The sequence below is a fragment of the Streptomyces litmocidini genome (assembly GCF_014649755.1).
In the GTDB taxonomy this organism is placed as follows: Bacteria; Actinomycetota; Actinomycetes; order Streptomycetales; family Streptomycetaceae; genus Streptomyces; species Streptomyces litmocidini.
This window is the reverse complement of record NZ_BMTQ01000018.1, coordinates 15,648-41,892: the sequence shown is the minus strand read 5'-3', so window position 1 is coordinate 41,892 and position 26,245 is coordinate 15,648. Positions and strand designations below refer to the sequence as shown.

The 26,245-nt window shown below is 72.9% G+C and carries 28 protein-coding genes and 1 tRNA gene; 13 read left to right on the top strand and 16 right to left on the bottom strand.

The annotated features are described in order from the left end of the window. Positions 1-48: 48 nt before the first annotated feature. Both IE180_RS29875 and IE180_RS29870 read right to left on the bottom strand, forming a co-directional pair. Positions 49-960, bottom strand: coding sequence for an MBL fold metallo-hydrolase (locus IE180_RS29875; RefSeq protein ID WP_190160076.1), 912 nt, complete (start codon positions 958-960; stop codon positions 49-51). Positions 961-1,039: 79 nt separating this feature from the next. Further along, positions 1,040-1,402: a winged helix-turn-helix transcriptional regulator gene (locus IE180_RS29870; protein ID WP_229861031.1), complete on the bottom strand. Its 363-nt coding sequence runs from the start codon at positions 1,400-1,402 to the stop codon at positions 1,040-1,042. A gap of 70 nt (positions 1,403-1,472) precedes the next feature. On the opposite strand from IE180_RS29870, the gene IE180_RS29865 reads away from it, so the two are divergent. Continuing rightward, the gene (locus IE180_RS29865; protein ID WP_190160074.1) at positions 1,473-2,108 is read left to right on the top strand and encodes an NADPH-dependent F420 reductase; all 636 of its coding nucleotides are present in this window, start codon (positions 1,473-1,475) and stop codon (positions 2,106-2,108) included. 44 nt (positions 2,109-2,152) lie between these two features. Further along, the gene (locus IE180_RS29860) at positions 2,153-3,088 is read left to right on the top strand and encodes an NADP-dependent oxidoreductase (protein ID WP_190160073.1); all 936 of its coding nucleotides are present in this window, start codon (positions 2,153-2,155) and stop codon (positions 3,086-3,088) included. A 31-nt stretch (positions 3,089-3,119) separates the two neighbouring features. Here IE180_RS29860 and IE180_RS29855 read toward each other — a convergent pair whose 3' ends face one another. From IE180_RS29855 to IE180_RS29835, 5 genes are all read right to left on the bottom strand, one after another. After that, entirely contained in the window at positions 3,120-3,437 is a 318-nt protein-coding gene (locus IE180_RS29855; RefSeq protein WP_190160072.1) for a DUF202 domain-containing protein, read from the bottom strand. Further along, positions 3,434-3,829 (bottom strand): YidH family protein, encoded by a 396-nt coding sequence (locus IE180_RS29850; protein WP_190160071.1) that lies wholly within the window; start codon positions 3,827-3,829, stop codon positions 3,434-3,436. The genes IE180_RS29855 and IE180_RS29850 overlap by 4 nt, the downstream gene beginning before the upstream one ends. A 63-nt stretch (positions 3,830-3,892) precedes the next feature. After that, positions 3,893-4,423, bottom strand: a complete 531-nt coding sequence (locus IE180_RS29845; RefSeq protein ID WP_190160070.1) for an NUDIX domain-containing protein — start codon at positions 4,421-4,423, stop codon at positions 3,893-3,895. A 42-nt stretch (positions 4,424-4,465) separates the two neighbouring features. Then, the gene (locus IE180_RS29840; RefSeq protein ID WP_190160069.1) at positions 4,466-5,230 is read right to left on the bottom strand and encodes a glucose 1-dehydrogenase; all 765 of its coding nucleotides are present in this window, start codon (positions 5,228-5,230) and stop codon (positions 4,466-4,468) included. 28 nt (positions 5,231-5,258) lie between these two features. Further along, on the bottom strand, positions 5,259-5,933 hold the full coding sequence (locus tag IE180_RS29835; protein WP_190160068.1) for a TetR/AcrR family transcriptional regulator: 675 nt from the start codon (positions 5,931-5,933) through the stop codon (positions 5,259-5,261). An 82-nt stretch (positions 5,934-6,015) separates the two neighbouring features. Here IE180_RS29835 and IE180_RS29830 point away from each other — a divergent pair, with 82 nt between their 5' ends. Beyond that, complete coding sequence (locus IE180_RS29830) at positions 6,016-7,671, top strand: FAD-binding dehydrogenase (protein ID WP_190160067.1); 1,656 nt, start codon at positions 6,016-6,018, stop codon at positions 7,669-7,671. A gap of 94 nt (positions 7,672-7,765) precedes the next feature. Here the strand turns inward: IE180_RS29830 and IE180_RS29825 are convergent, their stop codons facing one another. Genes IE180_RS29825 through IE180_RS29815 form a run of 3 tightly spaced genes read right to left on the bottom strand, consistent with a single transcriptional unit; the run spans position 7,766 to position 10,221 of the window. After that, the gene (locus tag IE180_RS29825) at positions 7,766-8,203 is read right to left on the bottom strand and encodes an ASCH domain-containing protein (protein WP_190160066.1); all 438 of its coding nucleotides are present in this window, start codon (positions 8,201-8,203) and stop codon (positions 7,766-7,768) included. Positions 8,204-8,254: 51 nt separating this feature from the next. Then, positions 8,255-9,652, bottom strand: coding sequence for a GntT/GntP/DsdX family permease (locus IE180_RS29820; RefSeq protein WP_190160065.1), 1,398 nt, complete (start codon positions 9,650-9,652; stop codon positions 8,255-8,257). A gap of 44 nt (positions 9,653-9,696) precedes the next feature. Then, positions 9,697-10,221: a gluconokinase gene (locus IE180_RS29815; protein ID WP_190160064.1), complete on the bottom strand. Its 525-nt coding sequence runs from the start codon at positions 10,219-10,221 to the stop codon at positions 9,697-9,699. A gap of 157 nt (positions 10,222-10,378) precedes the next feature. Here IE180_RS29815 and IE180_RS29810 point away from each other — a divergent pair, with 157 nt between their 5' ends. The 4 genes from IE180_RS29810 to IE180_RS29795 all read left to right on the top strand — a co-directional run bounded on the left by IE180_RS29810 (position 10,379) and on the right by IE180_RS29795 (position 14,561). Then, entirely contained in the window at positions 10,379-11,080 is a 702-nt protein-coding gene (locus IE180_RS29810; RefSeq protein ID WP_190160063.1) for a FadR/GntR family transcriptional regulator, read from the top strand. Between the two features lie 182 nt (positions 11,081-11,262). Continuing rightward, entirely contained in the window at positions 11,263-12,723 is a 1,461-nt protein-coding gene (locus tag IE180_RS29805) for an amino acid permease (RefSeq protein ID WP_190160062.1), read from the top strand. A 123-nt stretch (positions 12,724-12,846) separates the two neighbouring features. Then, positions 12,847-13,932, top strand: a complete 1,086-nt coding sequence (locus tag IE180_RS29800) for an S-(hydroxymethyl)mycothiol dehydrogenase (RefSeq protein ID WP_190160061.1) — start codon at positions 12,847-12,849, stop codon at positions 13,930-13,932. Then, the gene (locus IE180_RS29795) at positions 13,932-14,561 is read left to right on the top strand and encodes an MBL fold metallo-hydrolase (RefSeq protein WP_190160060.1); all 630 of its coding nucleotides are present in this window, start codon (positions 13,932-13,934) and stop codon (positions 14,559-14,561) included. The genes IE180_RS29800 and IE180_RS29795 overlap by 1 nt, the downstream gene beginning before the upstream one ends. On the opposite strand, the gene IE180_RS29790 is transcribed toward IE180_RS29795, so the two are convergent. Next, complete coding sequence (locus IE180_RS29790; RefSeq protein WP_190160059.1) at positions 14,545-15,471, bottom strand: pseudouridine synthase; 927 nt, start codon at positions 15,469-15,471, stop codon at positions 14,545-14,547. The two genes, IE180_RS29795 and IE180_RS29790, sit on opposite strands and share 17 nt — an antisense overlap. Before the next feature lie 66 nt (positions 15,472-15,537). Further along, a tRNA-Leu gene (locus tag IE180_RS29785) sits at positions 15,538-15,625 on the bottom strand. Between the two features lie 209 nt (positions 15,626-15,834). Here IE180_RS29785 and IE180_RS29780 point away from each other — a divergent pair. The 3 genes from IE180_RS29780 to IE180_RS36825 all read left to right on the top strand — a co-directional run bounded on the left by IE180_RS29780 (position 15,835) and on the right by IE180_RS36825 (position 18,430). Beyond that, complete coding sequence (locus IE180_RS29780) at positions 15,835-17,160, top strand: M20/M25/M40 family metallo-hydrolase (RefSeq protein WP_190160058.1); 1,326 nt, start codon at positions 15,835-15,837, stop codon at positions 17,158-17,160. A gap of 128 nt (positions 17,161-17,288) precedes the next feature. After that, positions 17,289-17,522, top strand: coding sequence for a chaplin ChpH (gene chpH, locus IE180_RS29775; RefSeq protein ID WP_190160057.1), 234 nt, complete (start codon positions 17,289-17,291; stop codon positions 17,520-17,522). 140 nt (positions 17,523-17,662) lie between these two features. Then, on the top strand, positions 17,663-18,430 hold the full coding sequence (locus IE180_RS36825) for a chaplin family protein (protein ID WP_229861029.1): 768 nt from the start codon (positions 17,663-17,665) through the stop codon (positions 18,428-18,430). Between the two features lie 85 nt (positions 18,431-18,515). Here IE180_RS36825 and IE180_RS29760 read toward each other — a convergent pair whose 3' ends face one another. Continuing rightward, positions 18,516-18,704 carry a DUF5703 family protein gene (locus tag IE180_RS29760; RefSeq protein WP_190160056.1) on the bottom strand — a complete coding sequence of 63 codons (189 nt, stop codon included), beginning with the start codon at positions 18,702-18,704 and terminating at the stop codon, positions 18,516-18,518. A 47-nt stretch (positions 18,705-18,751) separates the two neighbouring features. Here IE180_RS29760 and IE180_RS29755 point away from each other — a divergent pair, with 47 nt between their 5' ends. Continuing rightward, positions 18,752-19,408 carry a hypothetical protein gene (locus IE180_RS29755; RefSeq protein ID WP_190160055.1) on the top strand — a complete coding sequence of 219 codons (657 nt, stop codon included), beginning with the start codon at positions 18,752-18,754 and terminating at the stop codon, positions 19,406-19,408. A gap of 123 nt (positions 19,409-19,531) precedes the next feature. Here the strand turns inward: IE180_RS29755 and IE180_RS29750 are convergent, their stop codons facing one another. Beyond that, positions 19,532-21,832 (bottom strand): helix-hairpin-helix domain-containing protein, encoded by a 2,301-nt coding sequence (locus IE180_RS29750; RefSeq protein ID WP_190160054.1) that lies wholly within the window; start codon positions 21,830-21,832, stop codon positions 19,532-19,534. After that, positions 21,829-22,806: an aldo/keto reductase gene (locus IE180_RS29745; protein WP_190160053.1), complete on the bottom strand. Its 978-nt coding sequence runs from the start codon at positions 22,804-22,806 to the stop codon at positions 21,829-21,831. The genes IE180_RS29750 and IE180_RS29745 overlap by 4 nt, the downstream gene beginning before the upstream one ends. Before the next feature lie 128 nt (positions 22,807-22,934). On the opposite strand from IE180_RS29745, the gene IE180_RS29740 reads away from it, so the two are divergent. Both IE180_RS29740 and IE180_RS29735 read left to right on the top strand, forming a co-directional pair. Then, the gene (locus IE180_RS29740; protein WP_190160052.1) at positions 22,935-23,984 is read left to right on the top strand and encodes an LLM class F420-dependent oxidoreductase; all 1,050 of its coding nucleotides are present in this window, start codon (positions 22,935-22,937) and stop codon (positions 23,982-23,984) included. Positions 23,985-24,286: 302 nt separating this feature from the next. Further along, positions 24,287-25,072 (top strand): VOC family protein, encoded by a 786-nt coding sequence (locus IE180_RS29735; protein ID WP_190160051.1) that lies wholly within the window; start codon positions 24,287-24,289, stop codon positions 25,070-25,072. Between the two features lie 21 nt (positions 25,073-25,093). On the opposite strand, the gene IE180_RS29730 is transcribed toward IE180_RS29735, so the two are convergent. After that, on the bottom strand, positions 25,094-26,086 hold the full coding sequence (locus tag IE180_RS29730; protein WP_190160050.1) for a magnesium and cobalt transport protein CorA: 993 nt from the start codon (positions 26,084-26,086) through the stop codon (positions 25,094-25,096). Between the last annotated feature and the right edge of the window lie 159 nt (positions 26,087-26,245).

Below are 26,245 nucleotides of genomic sequence, written 5' to 3'. Positions count from 1 at the left end.
GGGCCGGGGGACCGCCCGGCGGAGCGGGGGCGGGCACCGGAGTGGGGGTCACGCGTGGCAGGCCACCGGCACCCCTCCGTTCATCGCCGCCATGTCCCCGAAGACCGCCACCGGATCGAGCGGCGACCCCTCCGGCAGCCCCTCCAGCTCCGCGTACGCCCGGTGGAGGTTGGCGACGAGCCGCTCGCTCTCCCGCCAGGCGGCGAACTCCCCGAGGGACGCCCCCCGCGCCGTCTCCAGCGGCGTCGCCCCCTTCGCGTACCCCTCGACGGCGAGCTCCCGCACCCAGAGCAGGTACCGCTCCGTGGCGTCGTACGCCGTGGGGTCGGTCACCCGCCCGTGCCCCGGCACCACCGTCGACGCGTCGAGGGAGCGCAGCAGGTCGAGCGCGCGCAGCGAACCGGCGAGCGAACCCATCGGCAGGAACGGCGTCCCGCCGTGGAAGATCAGGTCGCCGGTGAAGACCACGTCCTGCTCCGGGAGGTGGACGATCGAGTCGCCGGTGGTGTGTGCGGGGCCGGGGTGGAGCAGCCGCACCTCGATCCCGCCGACGTACAGCGTCAGCCGGTCGCTGTACGTCACGGAGGGGGGCAGGATGTCGACCCGGCCGAAGTCGGTCTGCGGCCACAGCAGATGGAGCTGGTGCCCGGCCGCGAGCTGCTCGGCGCGGCAGTTCTCGTGCCCCACGATCCGCGCCTCGGGGCGGAAGACCCCGTTGCCGTAGGTGTGGTCGCCGTGGTGGTGGGTGGAGACGATGGTGCGGGGCAGCGGCAGCCCTTCGGCGAGCACCGCCTCGCGCAGCAGCTTCGCGCGCCGTTCGGTGGCGGCGGTGTCGACGAGCAGGGACTCGTCCGCGTCGCCGATGAACCCGGCGTTGTTCAGGCACCAGCCGCCGTCGGGCTGGACGAAGGCGTGCACGTGCGGAGCGAGCGTGACCACATAGGGATCGGTGGCAGACAAAGGGATTCCCCCGGATGAGAGCCCGACTGGACAGGGGAAGACTGCCAGCCGCCCCCGGCCCGGGGGAAGCCGGAGCGGACTACTCCCCGTCCCATCCCTGCGCCGCCGCGAAAGCGTCCCCGTACTCCACCGACCAACGGCCCAGCGCCTCGATCGGTCCGAGCAGCGAACGGCCCAGCGCGGTCAGGGCGTACTCGACCCGGGGCGGCGTCTCCTCGTACGCCCGCCGCTCCACCAGCGCGTACCCCTCCAGGCGCCGCAGCGTCTCCGTCAGGACCTTCGCACTGATCCCGCCGATCGCCGCCCGCAGTTCACCGGGCCGGCGCGCCCCGTCCGCGAGCGCGTACAGCACGACCCCGTTCCAGGTGTTCGCGAGCAGGTCGAAACCGAGCCGCGCCCGGCAGTCCGCGAGGAGCCGGTCGGGTTCGATGCCGGGAACCATTCGGTAAGTCGCCTCCCGCCTAAGGTCGTTCGTGTCGGCTCGCACAACGGTACGTGAGGGAGGACGCCCCATGAGGGTGGGAGTGCTGGGTACGGGAGCGATGGCACGGGCGCTCGGCGGAGGATGGGTCAGGGCGGGCCACGAGGTGCTCGTCGGCGGCCGGGACGCGGAGCGGACCGCCGCGCTCGCCGCGATCACCGGGGCCAGGCCGGGCACCCTCGCCGAGGCCGCCCGTTTCGGCGGGGCGACCCTCCTGGCGCTGCCGTACGACGCGGTCCTGCCGGCCCTCGGGGCGGCGGGACCCGTCGGGTCGTTCGGCGGCCGGATCCTGATCGACTGCACCAACGCGGTCGGCCCGGGCCCGGTCCTCACCACCGGCGAGGGCCCCGGCGCCGCCCGCACCCTCGCCGCCGCGACGGGTGCCCGGGTGGTGAAGGCCTTCAACCACATGACGCCGGCGGTGTGGAGCCGTACTCCGCCCGTCTTCGCGGACGGACCGGTCGCCGTCCCCCTGTGCGGGGACGACGAGGAGGCCCTCGCACTCGTCTCCGCCCTCGCCACCGATCTGGGCTGTGCCCCGTTCGTCGCAGGCCCGCTGGCCCACGCGGACCTCCTGGAGGCGACCACCGCCTTCCTCATCGGTCTCTGGACCTCGGGCCGCGACCCGCGCGCCATGCTCCCGCCGCCGGCGGCGCTCGGCGGCTGACGCCCGGCTTGCGGACCGGCCGGGTCGCCCCGAGGGTCGAGGGTATGAAGGCGATCAGTTACAGCCGGTACGGCGGTCCCGAGGTGCTGGAGTACGGCGAGCTGCCCGACCCCAAGGTCGGACCCGACGAGGTCCTGGTCGAGGTGCGGGCGGCCGCCGTCAACCCCGTCGACTGGAAGGCGCAGGCCGGATATCTCGACGGCATGCTCGACGCCGTCTTCCCGGTCGTCCCCGGCTGGGACGTCTCCGGCGTCGTGGTCCGGCTCGGCGTCTCCGTCCCCGAGTACGCCGTCGGGGACGAGGTCATGGGGTACGTGCGCGAGGACGTCCTTGCGCACGGCACCTTCGCCGAGTACGTCGCCGCGCCCGTCCGCACCCTCGCCCGCAAGCCCCGCTCCTTCGGGTTCGAGGAGGCCGCGGCCCTCCCGCTCGTCGGCCTCACCGCGTACCAGGTGCTCCATCGGCCCCAGGCCCTCGCGGTGCGCCCCGGCGACACCGTCCTCGTGCACGCGGCGGCCGGCGGGGTCGGCTCGATGGCCGTGCAGATCGCCCGCCACTTCGGCTGCCGGGTGATCGGCGCGGCCCGGGACGCGGGCCTGGAGCGGATCGCGGAGCTCGGCGCCGAGCCCGTCCGCTACGACGAGGAGACCTTCGCCGACCAGGTCCGCGCCCTCGCCCCGCAGGGCGTGGACGCCGTCCTCGACACCATCGGCGGACCGTTCCTGAAGCTCTCCGCCGGGCTCCTCGCCCCCGGGGGCCGTCTGGCCTCGATCGCCGACGGCGAGGTCCTCGCCCTCGGCGGCCGCTACTTCTGGGTCCGTCCCGACGCGGCCGACCTCGCGGTCCTCGCCGACCTGGCCGACGCGGGCGTCCTCAGCGTACGGGTGGCACGGACGTTCCCGCTGGAACAGGCGGCCGAGGCCCAGCGCGCCAACGCGGCGGGCGGTCTGAACGGCAAGGTCGTGGTGACCGTCCCCTAGGGGGCGTCCGGAGGGTCCGCCCGGCGCGGTCTCACCAGATCACCGCCGCCCCGAACACGGCCAGCGCGACCGTGCATCCGGCCGCGAGCAGCGCGCCCCGGCGGGAGAGCGGGAGGGGCCGGGCCGCGCCCAGGGAGCGGATCCTGCGGTGGGCCACGGCGAGGAAGGCGACCCACACCAGGGACGAGAGCGCGAGCCCGGTCAGCTCCCGCGCCGTGACCTCGTCGCTGACCACCAGCTTCACGGCGAGCACCGCGACGACCGTGCACGACAGGGTCGTGCGCCGCCACGCGAGCCGGGTCCGCTCCGGCTGGAGCCCGGGATCCCGGGCCTCGTCGGCCGTGCTCACCGTCCGGCCCGGCCGAAGAGGACGAGCACCACCATCGCGAGGGCCACGGCGGCCACCGCGAGGCTGAGCAGCGCCGGGAACCGGGAGACCGGAAGGTCCTCGCCCCGGCGCATGGCCCGTTCGCAGCGCACCCAGTGGTTCACCGCCCGCAGGGCGCACAGCACACCGCCGGCGAGCAGCGCGAGCGCGAGTCCGACGCGCACGCCCCAGCGCAGGTCCGGCAGGAACTGGTCGACGGCGAAACCGCCGCCGATCAGGGCGAGCGCGGTCCGGATCCAGGCCAGGAAGGTCCGCTCGTTGGCGAGGGAGAAGCGGTAGTCGGGCGTCTCGCCCTCGTCCCGGATCCGCCGCGGCGCGAACCACAGCCGCAGGCTCTGCACGAAATCGCTCACCCGTGCACCCTAACGGCCGGATGATCGCCCCGCCGGGTGCCCGCTCCGCACCGCCTGCACCGGTCAGGGCGTCTTCCCCTCCGTCCGCAGCAGCTCGTACGCGGCGAGGCCGTCCGGCACCCACTCCCAGGCGTCCGCCGTCCCGGGCAGCCGTGCGGCCAGCTCCTCGTCGGTGAGGAAGCCGTGCCAGGCGACCTCCTCCACCTGCGGGGCGACCGGCAGTTCGCAGCGGACCTCGTAGACGGCCGACCACCACTTCCCGGCCACGCCGCCGGAGTCGTACAGGAACCGTGCCACCGGCTCGGGGCGGGGCAGCCCGGACACGCCGAGCTCCTCCTCGGCCTCCCGCAGCGCCGCCTCGTCGTAGGACTCGCCCGCGCCGACGACCCCGCCCACGAACATGTCGTACATCGACGGGAAGACCAGCTTCGTCGGCGTCCTGCGGTGGACGAAGACCCTGCCCTCGGCGTCCCGGACCCGGATGAAGACGCAGCGGTGGATCAGGCCCCGCGCGTACACCTCACCGCGCGGGGCCTGCCCGATCACCCGGTCGTTCTCGTCGACGACGTCAAGAACCTCTTCAGCGGCGCTCATGCGCCCATGAAATCACCGCCGGCGGATCCGGCAGCGGGAGCGTCACCGCCCCATGACGTACTTGACCGTCGGGCCGGTCGTCCAGCCGCCGTCCACGGCGAGCTCCGCGCCCGTCACGTACGAGGCGGCGTCCGAGAGGAGGAAGACGACCGCGCCCGCGATCTCGTCGGCCTCGCCGACCCGGCCCATGGGCGTGTTCGGGTACTTGCCCTCGCCGCGCTCGATGCCGACGGAGGCCGTCATCGGGGTGTAGGTCATGCCGGGGTGGACGGAGTTGACGCGGATCCCGGCCGTGCCGAGCTCCACCGCGCCGATCTTCGTCAGACCACGCACGCCCCACTTGGAGGCGCCGTACCCGGCGGTCAGGGCCAGGCCCATCAGACCCGCGGCCGAGGAGATGTTGACGATCGAGCCGCCGCCGGCCGCCTTCATCGCCGGGATCGCGGCCTTCATGCCGATGAAGACGCCGGTCAGGTTGATGTCGAGGACCCTGCGGAAGTGTTCGACGGACTCGGTCTCCAGGAACGCGCCGGTGGAGATGCCGGCGTTGTTCACCAGACCGTGCAGTCCGCCGAACTCCGCCACCGCGAAGGCGACGGCCGCCGCCCACTCCTCCTCGGAGGTCACGTCGTGGTGGAGGAACCGGGCCCGCTCGCCGAGCGCCCCGGCGGTGGCCTTGCCGTCCTCGTCGAGCACGTCGGTGATCACGACGTTCGCGCCGGCGGCCACGGCCTGCCGGGCGGCCTCGGCGCCCAGGCCGCGGGCGCCGCCGGTGATGAGCACGGTCCTGCCGGTGAGGTCGTTCATGAGGGGTCCCTTCGGGGTCTTCGGGTCTTCAGACGTTCCGGGGCTGTGCGGCCCGGAGGAGCGCGGTGGTGGTCTCGACGAGGTCGGCGAGGAAGAGCGGCTCGTCGGTGAGGGGCTCGGCGCCGTCGAGGTACTGCCGGGCCCGGTCCGCCATCGCCGCGCCCACCACGGTCAGCGCCAGGTCGAGGCGCTCCAGGAGCAGCGGCTCCGGCAGTCCGCCGGCGGCCAGCCGGTCCGCCATCCGCTCGATCAGGCGCCAGTAGGCGGTGCCGGCGAGCGTGGGGTGGGGGGTGCGGGTGCGCACGCCGCTCTCGTGGCTGAGCTGCGCGGAGATCCGCAGACAGCGGCGGCCCCGGTCGGTGCGCAGCTCGCCGGCCTCGGCGGTGACGAGCGCGGCGACCAGCTGCGCCAGGTCGTCGCCGGGGTCGCCTCGGGGTCCGGCGTCGCTCGGGTCGTCGAGGAGGCCGGTCTCGTCGAGGAGGGGGGCGAGCACCTGTTCCGTACGGCTCTGGCGGCCGGCCATGACCGCGTCGAGCAACCCCGCGCGCGAGCCGAAGTGGTACTGCACGGCGGAGGGGTTGGCCTGTCCGGCCCGTGCCACGACGTCCCGGAGCTGCGCGCCGTCGACGCCCTGTGCGGCGAAGAGCTCCTCCGCCGCCCGGATCAGTTTCTCCCGGGTCTCGGGCCCTGATGTCCTTGCCATGCACTCATATTAATGCCCGGCATTAGAAAACGGAAAGGCCGGACGGTTGACTCGATACATCCGTGTATCCAAGATGCGGTCCATGTCCTACGACGCTGATGTGATCGTGATCGGGGCGGGCCTCGCCGGCCTCGTCGCCACCGCCGAGCTGGTCGACGCCGGCCGTTCCGTGATCCTCCTCGACCAGGAACCCGAGCAGTCCCTCGGCGGTCAGGCCCACTGGTCCTTCGGCGGCCTGTTCCTCGTCGACTCGCCCGAACAGCGCAGGATGCGCGTCAAGGACAGCCACGCCCTGGCCCTGCAGGACTGGTTCGGCACGGCGGGCTTCGACCGCGCCGAGGACCACTGGCCGAGGAAGTGGGCCGAGGCGTACGTCGACTTCGCCGCCGGCGAGAAGCGCGCCTGGCTCCACGCGCGCGGAGTGCGCTTCTTCCCCGTCGTCGGCTGGGCCGAGCGCGGCGGCTACGACGCGAACGGCCACGGCAACTCCGTACCCCGCTTCCACATCACCTGGGGCACCGGACCCGGCCTCGTCGCCCCCTTCGAGCGCAAGGTCCGCGAGGGCGCCGCCCGCGGACTCGTCGACCTCCGCTTCCGGCACCGCGTCACCGGACTCGGCCGTACCGCCGGAGCCGTCGACACCGTCTCCGGCGAGGTCCTGGCCCCCTCCGCCGCCGCCCGGGGCACCGCCTCGGGCCGCGAGGTCGCGGGAGCCTTCGAACTCCGCGCCCAGGCCGTGATCGTCACCTCCGGCGGCATCGGCGGCAACCACGACCTCGTCCGCGCGCAGTGGCCCGCCCGGCTCGGCACCCCGCCCGCCAAGCTGCTCTCCGGCGTCCCCACCCACGTCGACGGACTGATGCTCGGCATCGCCGAGAAGGCGGGCGCCCACCACATCAACCGCGACCGGATGTGGCACTACACCGAGGGCATCGAGAACTGGAACCCCGTCTGGGCCCGCCACGGCATCCGCATCCTGCCCGGGCCCTCCTCCCTCTGGCTGGACGCCACCGGCAAGCGGCTGCCCGTACCGCTCTTCCCCGGCTTCGACACCCTCGGAACCCTCGAACACATCATGCGGACCGGCCACGACCACACCTGGTTCGTCCTCGACCGGCGCATCATCGGCAAGGAGTTCGCGCTCTCCGGCTCCGAACAGAACCCCGACCTCACCGGCAAGTCCGTCCGCGACGTCCTCGGCCGCGCCCGCGCCGACGTGCCGGCGCCCGTCCGGGCCTTCATGGACAACGGCGTCGACTTCGTCGTCGAGGACGACCTCTCCGCCCTCGTCCGCGGCATGAACGCGCTCACCGACGAGCCGCTCATCGACGAGGCCGCCCTGCGCCGCGAGATCACCGCCCGCGACCGCGAGATCGTCAACCCCTTCACCAAGGACCTCCAGGTCACGGCGATCCGGGGCGCCCGCAGGTACCTGGGCGACCGGCTGATCCGTACGGCGGCGCCGCACCGCCTCCTCGACCCGAAGGCGGGCCCCCTGATCGCCGTGCGCCTCAACATCCTCACCCGCAAGTCCCTCGGCGGCCTGGAGACCGACCTCGACTCCCGCGTCCTGACGGAGGGCGGGGAACCCCTGGACGGCGTGTACGCGGCGGGCGAGGCGGCCGGCTTCGGCGGCGGCGGGGTCCACGGCTACCGCTCCCTCGAAGGCACCTTCCTCGGAGGCTGCGTCTTCTCGGGCCGGGCGGCGGGCCGCGCGGCGGCGAAGGCGGTCGGCTGACGCCCTGCCGGAAGGCGGGACGGCCGGCCGGCACCCTGCCGGAGGAAGGAGGGAGGAGGCGATCAGCCGGCGCCCGGCCGGAAGGGGGAGGCGATCAGACGACGCCCGGGGAAAGGACCTCCACCACCCGGAACCGCTCCACGACCAGCATCGTCCCGTCGTCCACCGTGAAGTCCGGGTCCCCCAGGCCCTCCCGCATCTCCTCGCCGTGCCAGAAGCGCTCGTGGGCCTCCCGCCACTCCGCGACCGACCGGTACCCCTCGCCCTCGTCGAGGGCGAGGCGCAGGTCGGCCTCGCCGAGGGGCAGGACCCGGACCTCCGTCACCTCCACGACCGCGACCTCGCGGCCGGCGGAGTCGATCAGGGCCGAGCGTTCGCCGGCCTCCGGCAGCTCCTCGTTCTCGACCTCGTACTCCACGAGGAGCCCGGTCGTGGCGGTCTTCTCCCCGGAGAGGACGGCGCCGACGAGCCGGTCCCGGAGCGGACCGGGGAAGGCGAGGAGCAGGGGCTTGAGCGCGTGAGGGCCGGTCATGGCCGACAGTCTGTCAGCCACGACCGGCCCTCACCGCCGCTTTCCGGCGGGCTACAGCACCAGCGACAGCAGCAGGACGAACACGATGCCGACGACCGAGATGATCGTCTCCATCACCGACCAGGTCTTGACCGTCTGGCCGACGCTCATGCCGAAGTACTCCTTCACCAGCCAGAACCCGGCGTCGTTGACGTGGCTGAAGAAGAGCGAACCGGCACCGATCGCGAGGACGAGCAGCGACACCTCACCGGTCGACATGCCCTCGGCGAGCGGGGCCACCAGGCCGGCCGCCGAGATCGTCGCCACGGTGGCCGAGCCGGTCGCGAGCCGGATCGCGACCGCGATCAGCCAGGCGAGCAGCAGGGCCGGGATCGACCAGCTCTTCGAGAAGTCGAGGATCATCTGGCCGACGCCGAGGTCGATCAGGGTCTGCTTGAAACCGCCGCCCGCGCCGACGATCAGCAGGACGCCCGCGATCGGGGCGAGCGACCTCTCGACGGTGGAGGACAGCTGCTCCTTGGTGAAGCCGGCCGCGCGGCCCATCGTGAACATGGCGACGATGACGGCCGCGAGCAGGGCGATCAGCGGCGATCCGATGACGTCGGTGACCTTCTGCACGCCGTTCTCGGGGTCGTCGACCACGATGTCGACGAGCGCCTTGACCAGCATCAGGACGACGGGCAGCAGGATGGTCGCGACGGTGACGCCGAAGCCGGGGCGCTTCTCCAGGTCCTCGGAGGGGCGGGCCTGGATCATCTTGTCCGGGGCCTGGATGTCCACCCAGCGGGCGGCGTACTTGGAGAAGACCGGACCGGCGAGGATCACGGTCGGTATGGCGACGACCAGGCCGAGCGCGAGGGTCACTCCCAGGTTGGCGCCGACCGCGTCGATCGCGACGAGCGGACCGGGGTGCGGCGGGATGAGGCCGTGCATCACGGACAGGCCGGCCAGGGCCGGGATGCCGATCCGCATCAGCGAGTAGTTGCCGCGCTTGGCGACCATGAGCACCACCGGGATCAGCAGCACGATGCCGACCTCGAAGAAGAGCGGCAGCCCGATCACGGAGGCGATCAGGACCATCGCCCAGGGCATGGCGCGCTTGCCGGTCTTCGCCAGGATCGTGTCCACGATCTGGTCGGCGCCGCCGGAGTCGGCGAGCAGCTTGCCGAGGATCGCGCCGAGCGCGATGAGCACGCCCACTCCGGCCACGGTGTTGCCGAGTCCGGTGCTGAAGGACTTGATGGCGTCCGCGAGCGGGGCACCGGCGAACGCGCCGAGCGCCAGCGACCCGATGGTCAGCGCGAGGAACGCGTGCATCTTGAACTTGGTGATGAGCAGGACGATGACGGCGATGCCGGCGAGCACGGCGATCCCGAGCTGGGCGTTGCCTGCCGAGGTGATCGGTTCGGCGGCGTCCGCTGCCAGGGTCTCGACGCTGAGACTGGTCACGGTGGTGTCCTTCGTACGGGCAGGTGGGGGCGGGGCGGGGAGGGTCAGCCGGCCAGGCCGCGCAGGGCGGCGACGGCGCGGGCGGTGATCTCCTCCGGGGTGCCGGAGACGTCGACGGCGACGCCGGCCTCGTCGTCCTGCAGGGGCTGCAGGGTGGCGAACTGGGAGTCGAGGAGCGCGGTGGGCATGAAATGGCCCTTGCGTGCGGCCATCCGCTCCTCGATCAGCTCCCGGTCACCGGTCAGATGCAGGAAGACGATCCCGGGCGCGGCGGCACGCAGCCGGTCCCGGTAGACCCGCTTGAGCGCGGAGCTGCTCACGACCCCGCCGAGCCCGGCCCGGCCGTGCGCCCACTCCCCGATGGCGTCGAGCCAGGGCCCCCGGTCCGTGTCGTCCAGCGGGACGCCGGCCGACATCTTGGCGACGTTGGCCGCCGGGTGGAAGTCGTCGCCCTCGGCGTACGGCAGGCCGAGCGCCTCCGCGACCAGCGGACCGATGGTGGTCTTGCCGGTCCCGGCGACGCCCATGACGACGACGACCGGGGGAGCGGTGAGGGGGGTGGTGCTCATGGGGGGTGCCTCGCTGTCTTCTTCGACATCGATCCGGTGAATCCGTCGCGCTCATGAAACCCATTGGGTACGACGTATTCAAGAGTCTGTGACATAAAAGTCGTACTTTTAATTTCCGGGTGTGGTCACGGGGACCCGCGCGCATAGGCTGATCACCATGACGACACCGGCCCAGGGGCTCCACTCCCACGTCCTGGCCGCCCTGGGCCTCGCGATCACCGCCGGCGAGTACCCGCCGGGCACCGTGCTGCGCACCGACGAGCTCGCCCAGCGCTTCGACGTCTCCCGGACCGTCGTCCGCGAGGTCGTGCGGGTCCTGGAGTCCATGCACCTCGTCGAGTCCCGCCGGCGGGTGGGCGTGACCGTGCTCCCCACGGCCCGCTGGAACGTGTACGACCCCCAGGTCATCCGCTGGCGGCTGGCCGGCGCCGACCGCCCCCGCCAGCTCCGTTCGCTCACCGTGCTCCGCTCGGCCGTCGAACCCGTCGCCGCCGGCCTGGCCGCGCTGAACGCCACGCCCGAGCAGTGCCGCGAGCTCACCGAGCAGGCCCTCGGCATGGTCGCCACCTCGCGCGGCCGGCGCCTGGAGGAGTACCTCGTCCACGACATCGCCTTCCACCGGGTCGTGCTCAGCGCCTCGGGCAACGAGATGTTCGCCCGCCTCGGCGACGTCGTCGCCGAGGTCCTCACCGGCCGCACCCACCACCACGTGATGTTCGAGGACCCCGACCCGGCCGCCGTCACCCTGCACGTCCAGGTCGCCGAGGCCGTACGGGAGCGGGACGCGGCCCGCGCCGAGGAGCTCACCCGCCGGATCGCGGTCGGCGCCCTCCAGGAGCTGGACGTCCTCGCCCCCTAGTTCATCCGGGCGTTACCCGCCCGTAAGCTCTGAACTAGCTCAAATATGGGCGTTCAGTGACATGCGTCACAGTCAGTCAGGGGCTGTTGCCGTGAGTATGTGCGCTGGCCGTGCCGGGGACCCACCCCCCACCCGGGTACGGCCGGGTACCGCACAGACCCCTCACGAAGGCGAACAACTCCATGACTGACCGCGTCACCGCGGCCGAGCCGCTGTCCGCCGCTCCGGCGAACCCGGCCGCAGCCCCCCACGTCGACGCAGGCGACGCCGGCTACCGCAAGGACCTCAAGTCCCGGCACATCAACATGATCGCCATCGGCGGCGCCATCGGCACCGGCCTCTTCCTCGGCGCCGGCGGCCGCATGTCCCAGGCGGGCCCGTCCCTCTTCATCGCCTACGCCGTCTGCGGCGTCTTCGCCTTCTTCGTGGTGCGCGCCCTCGGCGAGCTGGTGCTCTACCGCCCCTCCTCCGGCGCCTTCGTCTCCTACGCCCGTGAGTTCATGGGCGAGAAGGGCGCCTACACGGCCGGCTGGCTGTACTTCCTCAACTGGTCGACCACCGCCGTCGCCGACATCACCGCGGCCGCCACCTACGCCCACTTCTGGGCCATGTTCAGCGACGTCCCGCAGTGGGTCCTCGCCCTGATCGCCCTCGCGGTCGTCCTCACCGCCAACCTCATCTCCGTGAAGTACTTCGGCGAGATGGAGTTCTGGTTCGCGATCATCAAGGTCGCCGCCCTGGTCGCCTTCATGCTCGTCGGCATCTTCCTCGTCGTGACCTCCCACGACGTCGGCGGCCACACCCCGGGCCTGGCCAACATCACCGACAACGGCGGCGTCTTCCCCCACGGCATGATGCCGATGCTGCTGCTCATCCAGGGCGTCGTCTTCGCCTACGCCTCCGTCGAGCTGTGCGGCGTCGCCGCCGGCGAGACCGAGAACCCCGAGAAGATCATGCCCAGGGCGATCAACTCGATCATGTGGCGCGTCGGCCTGTTCTACGTCGGCTCCGTCGTCCTGCTCGCCCTGATCCTCCCGTACACCGCGTACTCCGGGGACCAGAGCCCCTTCGTCACCGTCTTCGACAAGCTGGGCGTCCCCGGCGCCGCCGGCGTCATGAACCTCGTCGTCCTCACCGCCGCCCTCTCCAGCCTCAACTCCGGCCTCTACTCCACCGGCCGCATCCTGCGCTCCATGTCGCTGGCCGGCTCCGCGCCCAAGTTCACCGGCGTCATGAACAAGGGCGGCGTCCCCTACGGCGGCATCCTGCTCACCGCGGGCTTCGGCGTCCTCGGCGTCGCCCTCAACTACGTGATGCCCGGCGAGGCCTTCGAACTGGTCCTCAACTTCGCCTCCATCGGCATCATCGGCACCTGGGCCATGATCATGGTCTGCTCGCTGCTGTTCGTCCGCCGCGCCGGGGAGGGCAAGGTCAGCCGCCCCGGCTACAACCTGCCCTGGGCCCCGTACACCCAGATCGTGACCCTGGGCTTCCTCGCGGCCGTCCTCGTCCTGATGTGGATGGACGGCGGCATCAGCCGCACCACCGTGAACTGCCTGCCGCTCATCGCGGCGGCCCTCGTCGGCGGCTGGTTCCTGGTCCGCCGCCGGGTCCGCGCGACCTCCGCCGCGCACCAGGACTGAGGCTCCCCCCACGGGAGGCGGCGGGACCCCCACAGGCACGGCCTGCGGGGGTCTCGCCTTTTGTCAGGAGATAGTGGTACGCAAGAGCCTTACAAGATCCGGTCGGAGGAAGGGAAGTTCGCGATGCCGCAGCACGTCCAGGGGGTCATCGCCCCCGGCAGGAACGAACCGGTACGCGTCGAGACCATCGTGATCCCCGACCCCGGCCCCGGCGAGGCCGTCGTCAAGATCCAGGCCTGCGGCGTCTGCCACACCGATCTCCACTACAAGCAGGGCGCGATCAACGACGAGTTCCCCTTCCTGCTCGGCCACGAGGCCGCCGGAACCGTCGAGTCCGTCGGCGAGGGCGTCACCGACGTCGCCCCCGGCGACTTCGTGATCCTCAACTGGCGCGCCGTCTGCGGCACCTGCCGCGCCTGTACGCGGGGCCGCCCCTGGTACTGCTTCGCCACCCACAACGCGAAGCAGAAGATGACCCTGCTCGACGGCACGGAGCTCTCCCCGGCCCTCGGCATCGGCGCCTTCGCCGAGAAGACCCTCGTCGCCGCAGGCCAGTGCACCAAGGTCGACCCGTCCGTCGCCCCCGAGGTCGCGGGCCTCCTCGGCTGCGGCGTGATGGCCGGCATCGGCGCCGCGATCAACACCGGGAACGTCGGCCGCGGCGACACCGTCGCCGTCATCGGCTGCGGCGGCGTCGGCGACGCGGCGGTCGTCGGCTCCCGCCTCGCCGGAGCCGCGAAGATCATCGCCGTCGACATCGACGACCGGAAGCTGGACAAGGCCCGCGAGATGGGCGCCACCCACACGGTCAACTCCCGCACCGCCGACGCCGTCGAGGCGATCCGCGAGCTCACCGGCGGCTTCGGCGCCGACGTCGTCATCGAGGCGGTCGGCCGCCCGGAGACGTACGAGCAGGCCTTCTACGCCCGCGACCTCGCCGGCACCGTCGTCCTCGTCGGCGTCCCCAGCCCCGAGATGAAACTGGAACTCCCGCTCCTCGACGTCTTCGGCCGCGGCGGCTCGCTCAAGTCCTCCTGGTACGGGGACTGCCTGCCCTCCCGCGACTTCCCGATGCTCATCGACCTGCACCAGCAGGGCCGCATCGACCTCGCCGCCTTCGTCACCGAGACCATCGGCCTCGGCGACGTCGAGAAGGCCTTCGCCCGCATGCACGAGGGCGACGTCCTCCGCTCGGTGGTGGTCCTCTGATGGCCGCCCGCATCGACCACCTCGTCACCTCCGGCACCTTCAGCCTCGACGGCGGCACCTGGGACGTCGACAACAACGTCTGGATCGTCGGCGACGACCACGAGGCCATCGTCATCGACGCCGCCCACGACGCCGGGGCGATCCTCGCCGCACTCGACGGCCGCACCCTGCGCGCCATCGTCTGCACCCACGCCCACGACGACCACATCGACGCCGCCCCGGCCCTCGCGGCCGCCACCGGCGCCCGCATCCTGCTCCACCCGGCCGACCAGCCGCTGTGGAAGCTGACCCACCCCGACCACAGCCCGGACGGCGAGCTCGCCGACGGCCAGGTCCTCACCATCGCCGGCACGGACCTCACGGTCCTCCACACCCCGGGGCACGCCCCCGGAGCGGTCTGCCTGCACGCCCCCGAGCTCGGCACGGTCTTCAGCGGCGACACGCTCTTCCAGGGCGGCCCCGGCGCCACGGGCCGGTCCTACTCGGACTTCCCGACGATCGTCGACTCGATCCGCGAGAAGCTCCTCACCCTGCCGCCGGAGACGGTCGTCCGCACCGGCCACGGCGACACCACCACCATCGGCGCCGAGGCCCCGCACCTGGAGGAGTGGATCACCCGGGGCCACTGAGAGCCAGCCGGCTCTCGAACCGCGCCTCGTCGCCCGTGAACGGGTCGGTGAACTCCAGCGTCCGCGCCAGCAGCCGCAGCGGACGCGCGAAGTCCTCCGGCCCGTCCTCGCGGACCACCGGATAGACGGGGTCGTCGAGGATCGGCAGGCCCAGACCGTTCATGTGCACCCGCAGCTGATGGGTCCGCCCGGTCACGGGCACCAGCCGGTAGCGCCCGAGCCCGCCCGCGTGCCCGAGGATCTCGACCCGGCTCTCGGCGTTCGGCTCGCCCGGCACCTCCCGGGCGGCCATCACCCCGCGCTCCTTCTCGATCCGGCTGCGCACGGTCACCGGCAGCTCGACCGCCGGGTCGTACGGCGCCACCGCCTCGTACTCCTTGCGCACGGCCCGGTCGCGGAAGAGCGTCTGGTACGCCCCCCGGTCCTCGGGCCGCACGACGAACAGCACGAGCCCCGCCGTCAGCCGGTCGAGCCGGTGGGCGGGCTGGAGACGGGGAAGCCCCAGGTCGCGCCGGAGCCGGGCGAGCGCGGTCTCGGTCACGTGCCGGCCCCGGGGCATCGTGGCGAGGAAGTGCGGCTTGTCGACGACCACGATCCGCTCGTCGCGGTGCACGATCCCGATCGGGAAGGGCACGGGCGTCTCGGCGGGAAAGTCCCGGTGGAACCAGAGGTACCGCCCCGCGGCGCACGGCTCGTCCCCGCCGACCGGCCCGTCGACCCCGACGAACCGCCCCTCCCGCAGCATCCCCTCGATCCGCCCGGGCCCGACGGCGCCCCCGTACCGCTCGACGAGGTACTCCCGGATGCTCGCCCAGCGCCCCTCGGGGTCCTCCGGCAGGCGCACCCGCACGGGATCGATGCCGTGCAGCTGGGGGAGCGGGGAGGCGGGAGCCCTGGATCTGCGTCGCACCGGTCCCACCGCCGTGATTCCTGCAGCCGTGACAAGAAGGACCCCACGTGACGTGGGGTCCTTCGCTGGTGTCCGAGGGGGGACTTGAACCCCCACGCCCGATAAAGGGCACTAGCACCTCAAGCTAGCGCGTCTGCCATTCCGCCACCCGGACAAGGTGTCTGTCTTCCCGGCCGCTGGGCCCTTCCGACGAGGAAAACCATAGCAAACATCCGGAGCGGTCGATCACCCCCCCCGGTCGGCCCCCGTCATGTGACGGCCGCATGTCGGAGGGCCTACGCCCTTGGGCGCCGGGGGGACGGCGCGGGAGGATGGGGGCGACCACCAAGCAATCACGTGGGGCACGTAGTGGGAGGAAGCAGCGTGAGCGAGTCGAACACGGCCCGGAGCGTCAGCGGCGAGGACGAGGTGGTGGACCTCTGTCGCGACCTCATCCGCATCGACACCAGCAACTACGGCGACCACTCCGGCCCGGGAGAGCGGGCGGCGGCCGAGTACGTCGCCGAGAAGCTCGCGGAGGTCGGTCTCGAGCCGAAGATCATCGAGTCGCACAAGGGGCGCGCCTCCACCGTCGCCCGGATCGAGGGCGAGGACCCGTCGCGCCCGGCCCTGCTCATCCACGGGCACACCGACGTCGTCCCGGCCAACGCCGAGGACTGGACCCACCACCCCTTCTCCGGCGAGGTCGCCGACGGCTGCGTCTGGGGCCGCGGGGCCGTCGACATGAAGGACATGGACGCGATGACCCTCGCGGTCGTCCGCGACCGGCTGCGCAGCGGCCGCAAGCCGCCGCGCGACGTCGTCCTCGCCTTCCTCGCCGACGAGGAGGCCGGCGGCACCTACGGCGCCCGGCACCTGGTCGACAACCACCGCGACCTCTTCGAGGGCGTCACCGAGGCGATCGGCGAGGTCGGCGGCTTCTCCTTCACCGTCAACGAGAACCTGCGGCTCTACCTGGTCGAGACGGCCCAGAAGGGCATGCACTGGATGCGGCTGACCGTCGAGGGCACGGCCGGTCACGGCTCCATGACCAACGACGACAACGCCATCACGGAGCTCTGCGAGGCCGTGGGCCGCCTCGGCCGCCACCAGTGGCCGGTGAGGGTCACCAAGACCGTGCGGAGCTTCCTCGACGAGCTGTCGGACGCCCTCGGCACCCCGCTCGACCCCGAGGACATGGACGGCACCCTCGCCAAGCTCGGCGGCATCGCCAAGATGGTCGGCGCCACCCTCCGCAACTCGGCCGCCCCGACGATGCTCGGCGCCGGCTACAAGGTGAACGTGATCCCCGGCCAGGCCACCGCGCACGTCGACGGCCGTTTCCTGCCGGGCTTCGAGCAGGAGTTCCTGGCCGACCTCGACCGGATCCTCGGCCCCCGCGTGAAGCGCGAGGACGTGCACGGGGACAAGGCCCTGGAGACCAGCTTCGACGGAGCCCTGGTGGACGCCATGCAGCTGGCGCTGCGCGCCGAGGACCCGATCGCCCGCGCCGTGCCGTACATGCTGTCCGGCGGCACCGACGCCAAGTCCTTCGACGACCTCGGCATCCGCTGCTTCGGCTTCGCCCCGCTCCAGCTGCCGCCGGAGCTCGACTTCGCGGGCATGTTCCACGGCGTGGACGAGCGGGTCCCGGTGGACGGCCTCAAGTTCGGCGTCCGCGTGCTGGACCGTTTCCTCGACGCCTGCTGAATTCGCCCACGCGTTTGCACGTGACCGGAAAGAGTGAATGAACTCAAGGGCTCGTAGCCCCCATCATTCCCCCTCGTTACAGGTGGTGCGGTCCGCGGCTGGGGCCGCATTGCCAACTAGGAGGAATAATGATCAAGAAGGTCGTCGCTGCTGCGGCTGCCACCAGCGGTCTCGTTCTCGCGGGCGCGGGCATGGCCGTCGCCGACTCGGGCGCTCAGGCTGCCGCCATCGGTTCCCCCGGCGTGCTCTCGGGCAACGTCGTCCAGGTGCCGGTCCACATCCCCGTGAACGTGTGCGGCAACACGGTCTCCGTGATCGGCCTGCTGAACCCCGCCTTCGGCAACACCTGCGTCAACGCCTGACGTTGTGCCTCGCCCCGTGAGGGTGTGAGCCGGTCCGGCCCCGGAGTGCGTGCCATGCACTCCGGGGCCGGTGGCCATTTCCGCCCCGGGCCGTCCGCCCGGTGGCACTCTTTCGAAGCCGAGCAGGCAGGGAACAAGCTATGCGACAGGTCACGCGCAAGGGCCTCATCACCGTCGCGGCCGCCGGAGGCGTCTTCGCCGCCGTCGGCGGCGGATATGCGCACGCCGATTCCGGCGCGAACGGTACGGCCATGAACTCCCCGGGCGTCGCGTCCGGAAATTCCGTCCAGGTCCCGGTGCACGCACCGGTGAACGCCTGCGGGAACACCGTCAACGTCATCGGACTGCTCAATCCGGCCTTTGGCAACACGTGCGCCAACACCTCCCCGTCCGGTGGCGGATCCTCCGCCGGCGGGCACACCGGAAACTCTCCCGGCGTGGGCTCCGGCAACGACATCGAGGTGCCGGTCGACGTCCCGGTGAACGTCTGCGGCAACAACGTCACGGGCGTCGGCCTGGGCAACGCCGTCATGGGCAACGACTGCGCGAACGGAGGGGACACCGGCTACGGGGAGGAGGAGCCGGGCCACCCCGGGAACCCGGGCAACCCCGAGAACCCCGGGAATCCCGGCAACCCCGGACACCCCGGGAATCCGGGCCACCCCGGTAACCCCGGACACCCCGGGAATCCGGGTCACCCCGGCACCCCCGGCCACCCGGGCACTCCCGGCACCCCCGGCAGCGAGGGCGGCTCGAACACTCCCGGCACTCAGATCGTCACTCCGCCGCGGGCCGTCGAGGAACTCGCCGAGACCGGCTCCGGCCCGCTCGGCGTGATCCTTCCCGCCGGCGCCGGGATGCTGCTCGCCGGCTCGCTGATCTACCGCCGCGCCCGCCGCGCCGCCTGATCCGCCGAGCCCCCGCACCACGCACAGGGGCCCCGCACACCACGGGGCCCCTTCTCGCTGTCTTCCTCTCGGTGTCCGGTGCCCGCTACCAGGTCGCCCGGACCTGGCGGATGATCCGCCGCTTCAGCCGCACCCTGCGGCTTCCGTCCCGGTGCAGGGTCAGACGGTCCAACTCCCAGTGTCCGTACTCGGCATGGTCGGTCAGGAGCCGCGTCGCCTCCTTGCGGGAGACACCGCGCGGCACGTACACGTCGACAAATTCGTATTCCGCCATCGCATCTATTGTGCGGGCACCGGCCCGGTACGGATAGCGTCTGTCCCATGTCTGATGCTGCGCAGCCCACCGCTGCCGAGGTACGTGCCGCCGCGGAGGCGGTCAAGACCGCACTGGACCGTCACCTCGCGGCGGTCGAACGCCGCACGGGAGACGACGACACGGCCGTCTACGAGGCCTTCAACGCCCTCGCCGCGGCCGCCGAGACGTACGACGAACTCCTCTACGACCGGTACGACGAGGTCACCCCCTTCGAGATCCCCGGCGCCGACGGCAGCCTGCCGCCGTACGCCGGACCTGACGAACCTCACGCCCTCAGCCTCCTGATCCGCCGCGACTACGCCGTCGCCGAACCACAGCGGCTGCTCGCCCAGGCCCGCCGCGTCGCCGAGCTCGACGACGCGGACACCCGCGCGGTCGCCAAGGCAGGCGTCTCGCCGCTCGCCGCGCTCGGCGTGCTCTTCGGAGAGTACGAACCGGACGAGATCGCCTCCCGGCACAAGGAGTTCGGCCTGGAGGAGGGGGACTCCACGCTCTGGGTCACCGCCGCCGAGGAGCTCCCGGAACCGGGGGAGTGGCTGGCCGCCCCCTTCGACCACGCCGACCCCGAGCGGATCGTCTGCCGCTTCGACGTCAGCTCCGTCTTCGACGAGGAGGACGAGGACGAGCCCGTGGACGCGGGAGCCCCCGGGGCGGACGCCTGACGGGACGCGGGTCTGACGGAACGCGGGCCTGACGGGACGCGGGTCCGACGGGACGCGGGTCTGACGGGACGGGAGAGGGCCGGGAGAGGGCCGGGACACCACGCGTGGCGTCCCGGCCCTCCGTCATGCCGTCCTCTCCTCCCCGTCGGCGGCCAGCAGCGCCTCCAGGAGCGGCCGCAGCCGCGTCGTACGCTCCGGGGCCACCCCCTCGGCCACCGCGCGGGGCAGCGCCTGGTCCACGCCGTGCACGACCGACAGATGGCGCTCCGCCCGGCCGAAGGCCGTGTACACCCACGGCCGGCTCAGGCCGCCCGCGGCGTCCCCCGGCAGCACCACGACCACCGCGGGCCAGCGCGTCCCGGCCGCCTGGTGCGCGGTGAGCGCCCAGCCGTGCCGCAGCGCCGACTCCACCCGGTCCCTCGGTACGAGGAGCTCGTCGCGCCCGCAACGCAGCCGCAGCCCCTCGGCGTCGGCCGAGAGGACGGTGCCCGTCACCGTGTGCCCCGGCGCGGGCGCGTACGCCACCCGGTCCCCGGGGTCGTAGCCGCCGAACCGGCCGGGGCCGGGGTTGAGCCGCTGCTTCAGGGCGGCGTTCAGCGCGCGCGTGCCGGCGGAGCCGCCGTGGCCGACCGTGACGACCTGCGTCTGCTCGGACGGCACCCCGAGCGCCCGGGGCACCGAGTCCGCCACCAGCTGGACCGTACGGTGCACGGCCTCGCCCGCGTCCCGCACCGGAACGATCACGACCTCCTTGCCGGGGGCCTCGACCTGGTTCAGCTCGCCGACGCCGATGCCCGACACCAGCTCGCCGAGCGGCCCCGGATCGGGGACGCGGGAGGCGATCCGCGGGCACACCCGGGAGGCGAGGACGTCCGCGAAGACCCGGCCCGCGCCCGGGGCGCCGAGCACCTCCGGATCGCCGCTCAGCACCAGGCGGCAGCCGTCCGGCAGCGACTCCACGAGCACCGCGCCCGTCTCCACGTCCAGCTGCGGGGCGTCGAGGAGCACGAGGAGGTCCAGGGCGAAGGCGCCGTCCTCGTCACGGCCGGGACCGGCCGCGCCCGACAGCAGCGCGGCGACCGTCACCGCGTCCTTCTCGACGCGGGTGTCCGCGTGGACGGCCACCAGGGTGCGCAGTCCCCGCTCACGGGCCGCCGCGGCGAGCGCCACCGGCTCGGCGCGGGCGGCCTCCCCGCCCGTGTGCAGGACGAGGCCGTGCGCCCCGGTGGCGCGCTCCAGCTCGCCGCCCTCCCAGACCTCGGCCTTCGCCGTCCTGACCAGCCGGGCGAGTCCCTCGGCGAGGCTCTCCTCCGCCAGCGCGTACCGGTCGAGTCCGAGCAGCACGGGAGCGGCGGGCTCCCGCTCCGCGGCGGGCGCCTCCTCGGCCTCCTCGTCGCCGTCGGGCTCCTCCGCCGTCTCCTCCTCCTCCTGGAAGAGGAGGACCGCGCCCTCGGAGACCGCCGCCTCGACCGCCTGCTCCGGGTCGGGCACCGCGTGTCCGGCGAGCCCGGCGCGCACGGCCCGGACCTCCAGGGCCGTGTGCCCCTGGACGGCGGCCCGCTCCAGGAGCCACACGGTCAGGGCGGTCGTGCGGCGCGGGTCACCGGGGCCGCAGGCGGGGCCGAGCAGCGCCCGCGCGAAACCATCGGCCTGCTCCGGCAGGACCCCCGGCACCGCGAGCAGCTGCCACGGGTCCTCGCGCAACGCCGGGGCCGCGCCCTCGCCGAGCACGGCGGCGACCCGGCCGGCCAGCGCCTCCGGGGCGCCGCCCGCGACGAGGACCTCGCGGACGGCGGCCGTGGTGCCGGGCGCCGGGGCCGTCGGCCGCTCCGGCGCGGGGGGCCGCACGGTCGTCGCCGGCGCCGTCTCGACGGCGGGGCGGCGGGGAGCGGGTTCGGGCGCCTCGTAGAACGCGCTGCCGGAGGCGGCGCCGCCCTCGACGGCCCGGACGGCGGCGAGGAGGTCGGCCGCGGTGCCGCTCAGCTTCGCGCCGCTCGCCACCGGACCGCCCTTCTCGGCCTTCCGGGCCTCGATCCTGGCCCGCAGCTCCCGCTGCGCGGCGAGCTCGGCCTGTGCCTCGCTCACCCCGGACCCGCCGGTGTCTCCGGCGGCCTCCGCCCCCTCGCCGGCGGCCACCCGGTCGCCGGACTCTTCGGCGGACTCCGCTTCCTCGGCGGCCTCCGCCCCCTCGGCCGTGACCGCCCGGTCGCCGGGCTCTTCGGCGGACTCCGGTCCCCCGGCCGCGCCCGGCTCCTCGGAGGCCTCGGGCTCCCCGGCCCCATCGGGCTCTTCGGCCGTCTCCCGCCCCCCGGCGGGCTCCGGTCCCTCGGCCGCGTCGGGGGCCGGGGGCTCGGCGGCCTCCTCCCGCAGGTCCTCGGTGGGCTCCGCGGCCTCGGGCGCGGTCTCCCCGGAAGGCTCGGTCACAAGGTGCTCCAGTCGTGATCCGGATAGCGGTGCACGGGCGCCGACACATCGTCCAGCGCCCGACAGATCTCGTCAGGAAGACTAAGGGCCTCCACCGACAACGTGGTCGTGAGCTGCCGCGCCGTGCGCGCCCCGACGATCGGCGCGGTCACCCCGGGCCGGTCGCGGACCCATGCGAGCGCCACGTGGAGCGGGGTCGTCGCGAGCCCGTCGGCCGCCGTCGCCACCGCGTCCACGATCCGGCTCGCCGCGTCGTCCAGGTACGGCTCCACGAAGGGCGCCATCGTCTCCGAGGCGCCCCGCGAGTCCGTCGGCGTGCCGCCCCGGTACTTCCCCGTCAGGACCCCGCGCCCCAGCGGGGACGAGGGCAGCAGACCTATGCCGAGGTCCATCGCGGCCGGCAGCACCTCCCGCTCGACGCCTCGCTGGAGCAGCGAGTACTCCAGCTGCGCGCCGGCGAGCCGCGTGCGGTCGCCGCCGAGCTGCCAGGTGCCCGCCTTGGCGAGCTGCCAGCCGCAGAAGTTCGACACGCCCGCGTACCGCGCCCGCCCGCTGCGCACCGCGATGTCGAGGGCCTGCAGCGATTCCTCCAGGGGCGTGTGCGGGTCGAAGGCGTGCAGCTGCCACAGGTCCACGTGGTCCGTGCCCAGCCGGGCCAGGGAGGCGTCGAGCGCGGCGAGCAGGTGCCCGCGCGAGCCGTCCGTGCGCCGGTCGGGGTCCGGGACGCTGCCCGCCTTGGTGGACAGGACGAGGTCCTGCCGGGGCACCAGGCGCTCCATCAGTCGCCCGAGCAGGTACTCGGCCTCGCCCCCGCCGTACACGTCGGCGGTGTCCACCAGCGTGCCGCCCGCGTCCCAGAACGTCTTCAACTGCTCGGCGGCGTCGTGCTCGTCGGTGTCCCGGCCCCAGGTGAGGGTGCCGAGTCCGATGCGCGACACACGCAGGCCGGTACGTCCGAGATGCCTCTGCTCCATGGGCGCGAGAGTACTGGCCGGGGCACCACCCGGAGAGAGCCTGTGGACAACCGTGTCCTGACGGATGGCTCGCACGCGCGCTAGAGTCCGGCCCAAGAGACGTTACCGATGGGTAAGGGGTGCGTGGAATGCGGCTCGGCATCAACCTCGGCTACTGGGGAGCCGGCATGGACGGCGACAACCTCGCCGTCGCCCAGGAGGCGGACCGCCTCGGTTACGACGTCTGCTGGGCCGCCGAGGCCTACGGCTCCGACGCCCCCACCGTCCTCGCCTGGGTCGCGGCGAAGACCGAGCGGATCGACGTCGGTTCCGCGATCATGCAGATCCCGGCCCGCCAGCCCGCCATGACGGCGATGACGGCGGCCACCCTCGACTCGCTCACCGGCGGCCGCTTCCGCCTCGGCCTCGGCGTCTCCGGACCGCAGGTCTCCGAGGGCTGGTACGGCGTGAAGTTCGACAAGCCGCTCGCCCGGACCCGCGAGTACGTCGAGATCGTCCGCAGGGCCATGACCCGCGAGCGGCTCAGCTACGACGGCGAGCACTGGACCCTGCCGCTCCCCGGCGGCCCCGGCAAGCCCATCAAGCTCACCGTCCACCCGCAGCGCGAGCACATCCCGCTGTACATCGCCGCGATCGGGCCGAAGAACCTGGAGCAGACCGGCGAGATCGCCGACGGCGCCCTGCTGATCTTCCCCTCCGCCGAGCACCTGGAGGAGACCGCGCTCCGGCACCTGCGCGCGGGCCGCGAGAAGGCCGGTCTGACGATGGACGGCTTCGACGTCTGCCCGACCCTGCCGCTCGCCCTCGGCGACGACGTGACCGCGCTCGCCGACGTGTTCCGCCCGTACACCGCGCTGTACGTCGGCGGCATGGGCAGCCGGAAGCAGAACTTCTACAACCAGCTCGCGCAGCGCATGGGGTACGAGAAGGAGGCCGCCGAGATCCAGGACAAGTACCTGGCGGGCGACAAGACCGGGGCCGCGGCCGCGGTTCCCCACTCCCTGATCGACCGGACGACGCTGCTCGGCTCCGTCGAGCGGATCGCCGAGCGCATGACGGCCTACGCGGAGGTCGGGGTCACCACCCTCACCCTCGCCCCGGCCGGCTTCACCCTGGACGAGCGCCTCGCGGCCCTGCGGGCGGGCGTCGAGGCGAGGGAGCGAGCCGGTCTGGCGTAACGACCCCGGGCGCGGCGCCGGACTCGGCGGACGGAGTCCGGCGCGGGCGGCCGAAGCCCGCGCGGCCCGCGGTGCCGGGGCGCCGTCCTGGAGGAGTTCTGCGGCCGTGGTGGGGGCTCGGGGGTCTTCCCCGCCACGGCCGTCATGCAGCACAACGCTCCACCGGGCCCCCGGTTACGGCCTCGGGCCTCACTCTTACGGCCGAGTCGTCGTACCCTCCTGTTGCCCGCCGCCCGGGATCCGACTTGACTCGTTCTCCCCGGACGTACCGGAGTGCGTACGTCCGCACGGAGGTGGCGGCGATGCTCACGGCCAAGGGCCTGTTCCAGGAAATCATCGACAACGACGAGTCCTTCCGGCTCTTCTGTTCCATCGCCGCGAGCGGCGAGTCCCAGGGCGGCTGGGAGAACGCCCGGATCGCGGCCCTCGTCGCGCCCGGCATGCGCGCCCTCGCGCCCAAGATCACCCGGCACGGCGCCGACGAGGACAAGCACGGCCGGATCTTCAACGCGTTGATGAAGAAGCGCGGCCTCGAACCCGTCCCCGTGCCTCCCGACACCGACTACACGATGCTGCTCGAACGGCGCGGCATCGGCCTCGCGCACGACAAGCTCCGCGCCGACCGGCCGCTGGCCGAGGAGGACGTGGTCGTCTACCTCGCGCACAGCAGGGTCACCGAGGAGCGCGCCGCCGACCAGATGCAGCTGCTCGTGAAGCACTTCGGCGACCACCCGGAGCTCGGCAGGGCGATCCGGATGATCTGCAACGACGAGGACAACCACCTCGCCTACTGCCACGAGGAACTGCTCCGGCTCGCCCGCCGGGGCCACGGCCGGCTCATCCAGCGGACCCTGCGCGAGTCCGCGCTCGCCGAGATCCAGGTCTACCGCGACGTCAGCCTCGCCGTGATGCGCCACATGGGCCGCATCCTGAACTGGCCGAAGCCCAAGGCGGCCGTCCTCGCCGCCGGGATCCACGCCGTGTACGCGTACGAACGCGCCGCCGGCTGGCACAGGATGGTCGACCTGCGGATGCCCGAGCGGCTGAACGCCCTCGGCGGCCCCGCGACGCCCGCTCCCGCCTTCTGAGCACGCGGGCGAGGACGGACCTCACATCCAGCCGCGCCGCTTGAACACCTGGTACAGCGCGACGACGATGCCCGTCATCACCACGATCACCGCCGGGTACGAGCCCACCCAGTGCAGCTCCGGCATGTGCTCGAAGTTCATCCCGTAGATCCCCGCGACCATCGTGGGGACCGCGGCCATGGCCGCCCACGCCGAGATCTTCCGCATGTCGTCGTTCTGCCGGACCCCCATCTGCGCGAGATGGGCCGACAGCACGTCGGACAGGAGCCGGTCGAGGCCCTCCACCTGCTCGTTGGAGCGCAGCAGGTGGTCGTTGACGTCGCGGAAGAAGGGCTGCGAGCGCTCGTTCACGAACGGCACCACTCCGGCCGCCAGCCGGGCCATGGGGCCGGCCAGCGGACCGCTCGCCCGCCGGAACTCCAGGACCTGCCGCTTCGCCGTGTAGATCCGCTCCGCCGTGTTGGCCGGATTGCCTCCGCTGGGCGCGAAGACGTCCGCCTCCAGCTCCTCCAGGTCGACCTGGAGCTCGCCCGTCACGTCGAGGTAGTGGTCCACGATCGCGTCGCTCACCGCGTACAGCACCGCCGTCGGACCGTGCTTCAGGACCTCCGGGTCCGCCTCGAGGCGCCGGCGCACCTCCGCGAGCGGCGCGCCCTCGCCGTGCCGGACGGTCACGACGAACGAGTCGCCCATGAACACCATCAGCTCGCCCGAGGACACCCGGTCGCTCGCCGGCTCGTACACGATGGGCTTGAGCACCACGAAGAGGGAGTCGTCGTAGACCTCCAGCTTGGGCCGCTGATGGGCCTTCAAGGCGTCCTCGACGGCCAGCGGGTGCAGCGCGAACTCCGAGGCGACGTGGTCGAACTCCGCCCCCGAGGGCTCGTGCAGTCCGACCCACAGGAACGCGTCCCCCGTCGCCCGCGCCTCCTCCAGGGCGTCGGAGAGGTCGGCGGGCCCGTCCGTACGGCGCCCGTCCCGGTAGATGGCAGAGTCCACGATCACTCGGCGCATTCTGCCCCGGAACGCCCCCGCCACGCACGCGCGTGCGACATCCGGCCCGGCGGGCACCGCATCCGGCCCGGCGGGCCCCGCCGGGCACGCACGTCCTGCCGGGCACGCGCGTAGCGCCGGGCACGCGCGTACGGAAGTCCCGGTCGCCCCGCGCGCCCG

Coding starts and splice junctions, on each gene's coding strand:
- IE180_RS29870 (WP_229861031.1), bottom strand. CDS start 1,402: ATGGTTCCCGGCATCGAACCCGACCGGCTCCTCGCGGACTGCCGGGCG.
- IE180_RS29865 (WP_190160074.1), top strand. CDS start 1,473: ATGAGGGTGGGAGTGCTGGGTACGGGAGCGATGGCACGGGCGCTCGGC.
- IE180_RS29860 (WP_190160073.1), top strand. CDS start 2,153: ATGAAGGCGATCAGTTACAGCCGGTACGGCGGTCCCGAGGTGCTGGAG.
- IE180_RS29845 (WP_190160070.1), bottom strand. CDS start 4,423: ATGAGCGCCGCTGAAGAGGTTCTTGACGTCGTCGACGAGAACGACCGG.
- IE180_RS29840 (WP_190160069.1), bottom strand. CDS start 5,230: ATGAACGACCTCACCGGCAGGACCGTGCTCATCACCGGCGGCGCCCGC.
- IE180_RS29835 (WP_190160068.1), bottom strand. CDS start 5,933: ATGGCAAGGACATCAGGGCCCGAGACCCGGGAGAAACTGATCCGGGCG.
- IE180_RS29830 (WP_190160067.1), top strand. CDS start 6,016: ATGTCCTACGACGCTGATGTGATCGTGATCGGGGCGGGCCTCGCCGGC.
- IE180_RS29825 (WP_190160066.1), bottom strand. CDS start 8,203: ATGACCGGCCCTCACGCGCTCAAGCCCCTGCTCCTCGCCTTCCCCGGT.
- IE180_RS29815 (WP_190160064.1), bottom strand. CDS start 10,221: ATGAGCACCACCCCCCTCACCGCTCCCCCGGTCGTCGTCGTCATGGGC.
- IE180_RS29810 (WP_190160063.1), top strand. CDS start 10,379: ATGACGACACCGGCCCAGGGGCTCCACTCCCACGTCCTGGCCGCCCTG.
- IE180_RS29805 (WP_190160062.1), top strand. CDS start 11,263: ATGACTGACCGCGTCACCGCGGCCGAGCCGCTGTCCGCCGCTCCGGCG.
- IE180_RS29800 (WP_190160061.1), top strand. CDS start 12,847: ATGCCGCAGCACGTCCAGGGGGTCATCGCCCCCGGCAGGAACGAACCG.
- IE180_RS29795 (WP_190160060.1), top strand. CDS start 13,932: ATGGCCGCCCGCATCGACCACCTCGTCACCTCCGGCACCTTCAGCCTC.
- chpH (WP_190160057.1), top strand. CDS start 17,289: ATGATCAAGAAGGTCGTCGCTGCTGCGGCTGCCACCAGCGGTCTCGTT.
- IE180_RS36825 (WP_229861029.1), top strand. CDS start 17,663: ATGCGACAGGTCACGCGCAAGGGCCTCATCACCGTCGCGGCCGCCGGA.
- IE180_RS29760 (WP_190160056.1), bottom strand. CDS start 18,704: ATGGCGGAATACGAATTTGTCGACGTGTACGTGCCGCGCGGTGTCTCC.
- IE180_RS29755 (WP_190160055.1), top strand. CDS start 18,752: ATGTCTGATGCTGCGCAGCCCACCGCTGCCGAGGTACGTGCCGCCGCG.
- IE180_RS29745 (WP_190160053.1), bottom strand. CDS start 22,806: ATGGAGCAGAGGCATCTCGGACGTACCGGCCTGCGTGTGTCGCGCATC.
- IE180_RS29740 (WP_190160052.1), top strand. CDS start 22,935: ATGCGGCTCGGCATCAACCTCGGCTACTGGGGAGCCGGCATGGACGGC.
- IE180_RS29735 (WP_190160051.1), top strand. CDS start 24,287: ATGCTCACGGCCAAGGGCCTGTTCCAGGAAATCATCGACAACGACGAG.
- IE180_RS29730 (WP_190160050.1), bottom strand. CDS start 26,086: ATGCGCCGAGTGATCGTGGACTCTGCCATCTACCGGGACGGGCGCCGT.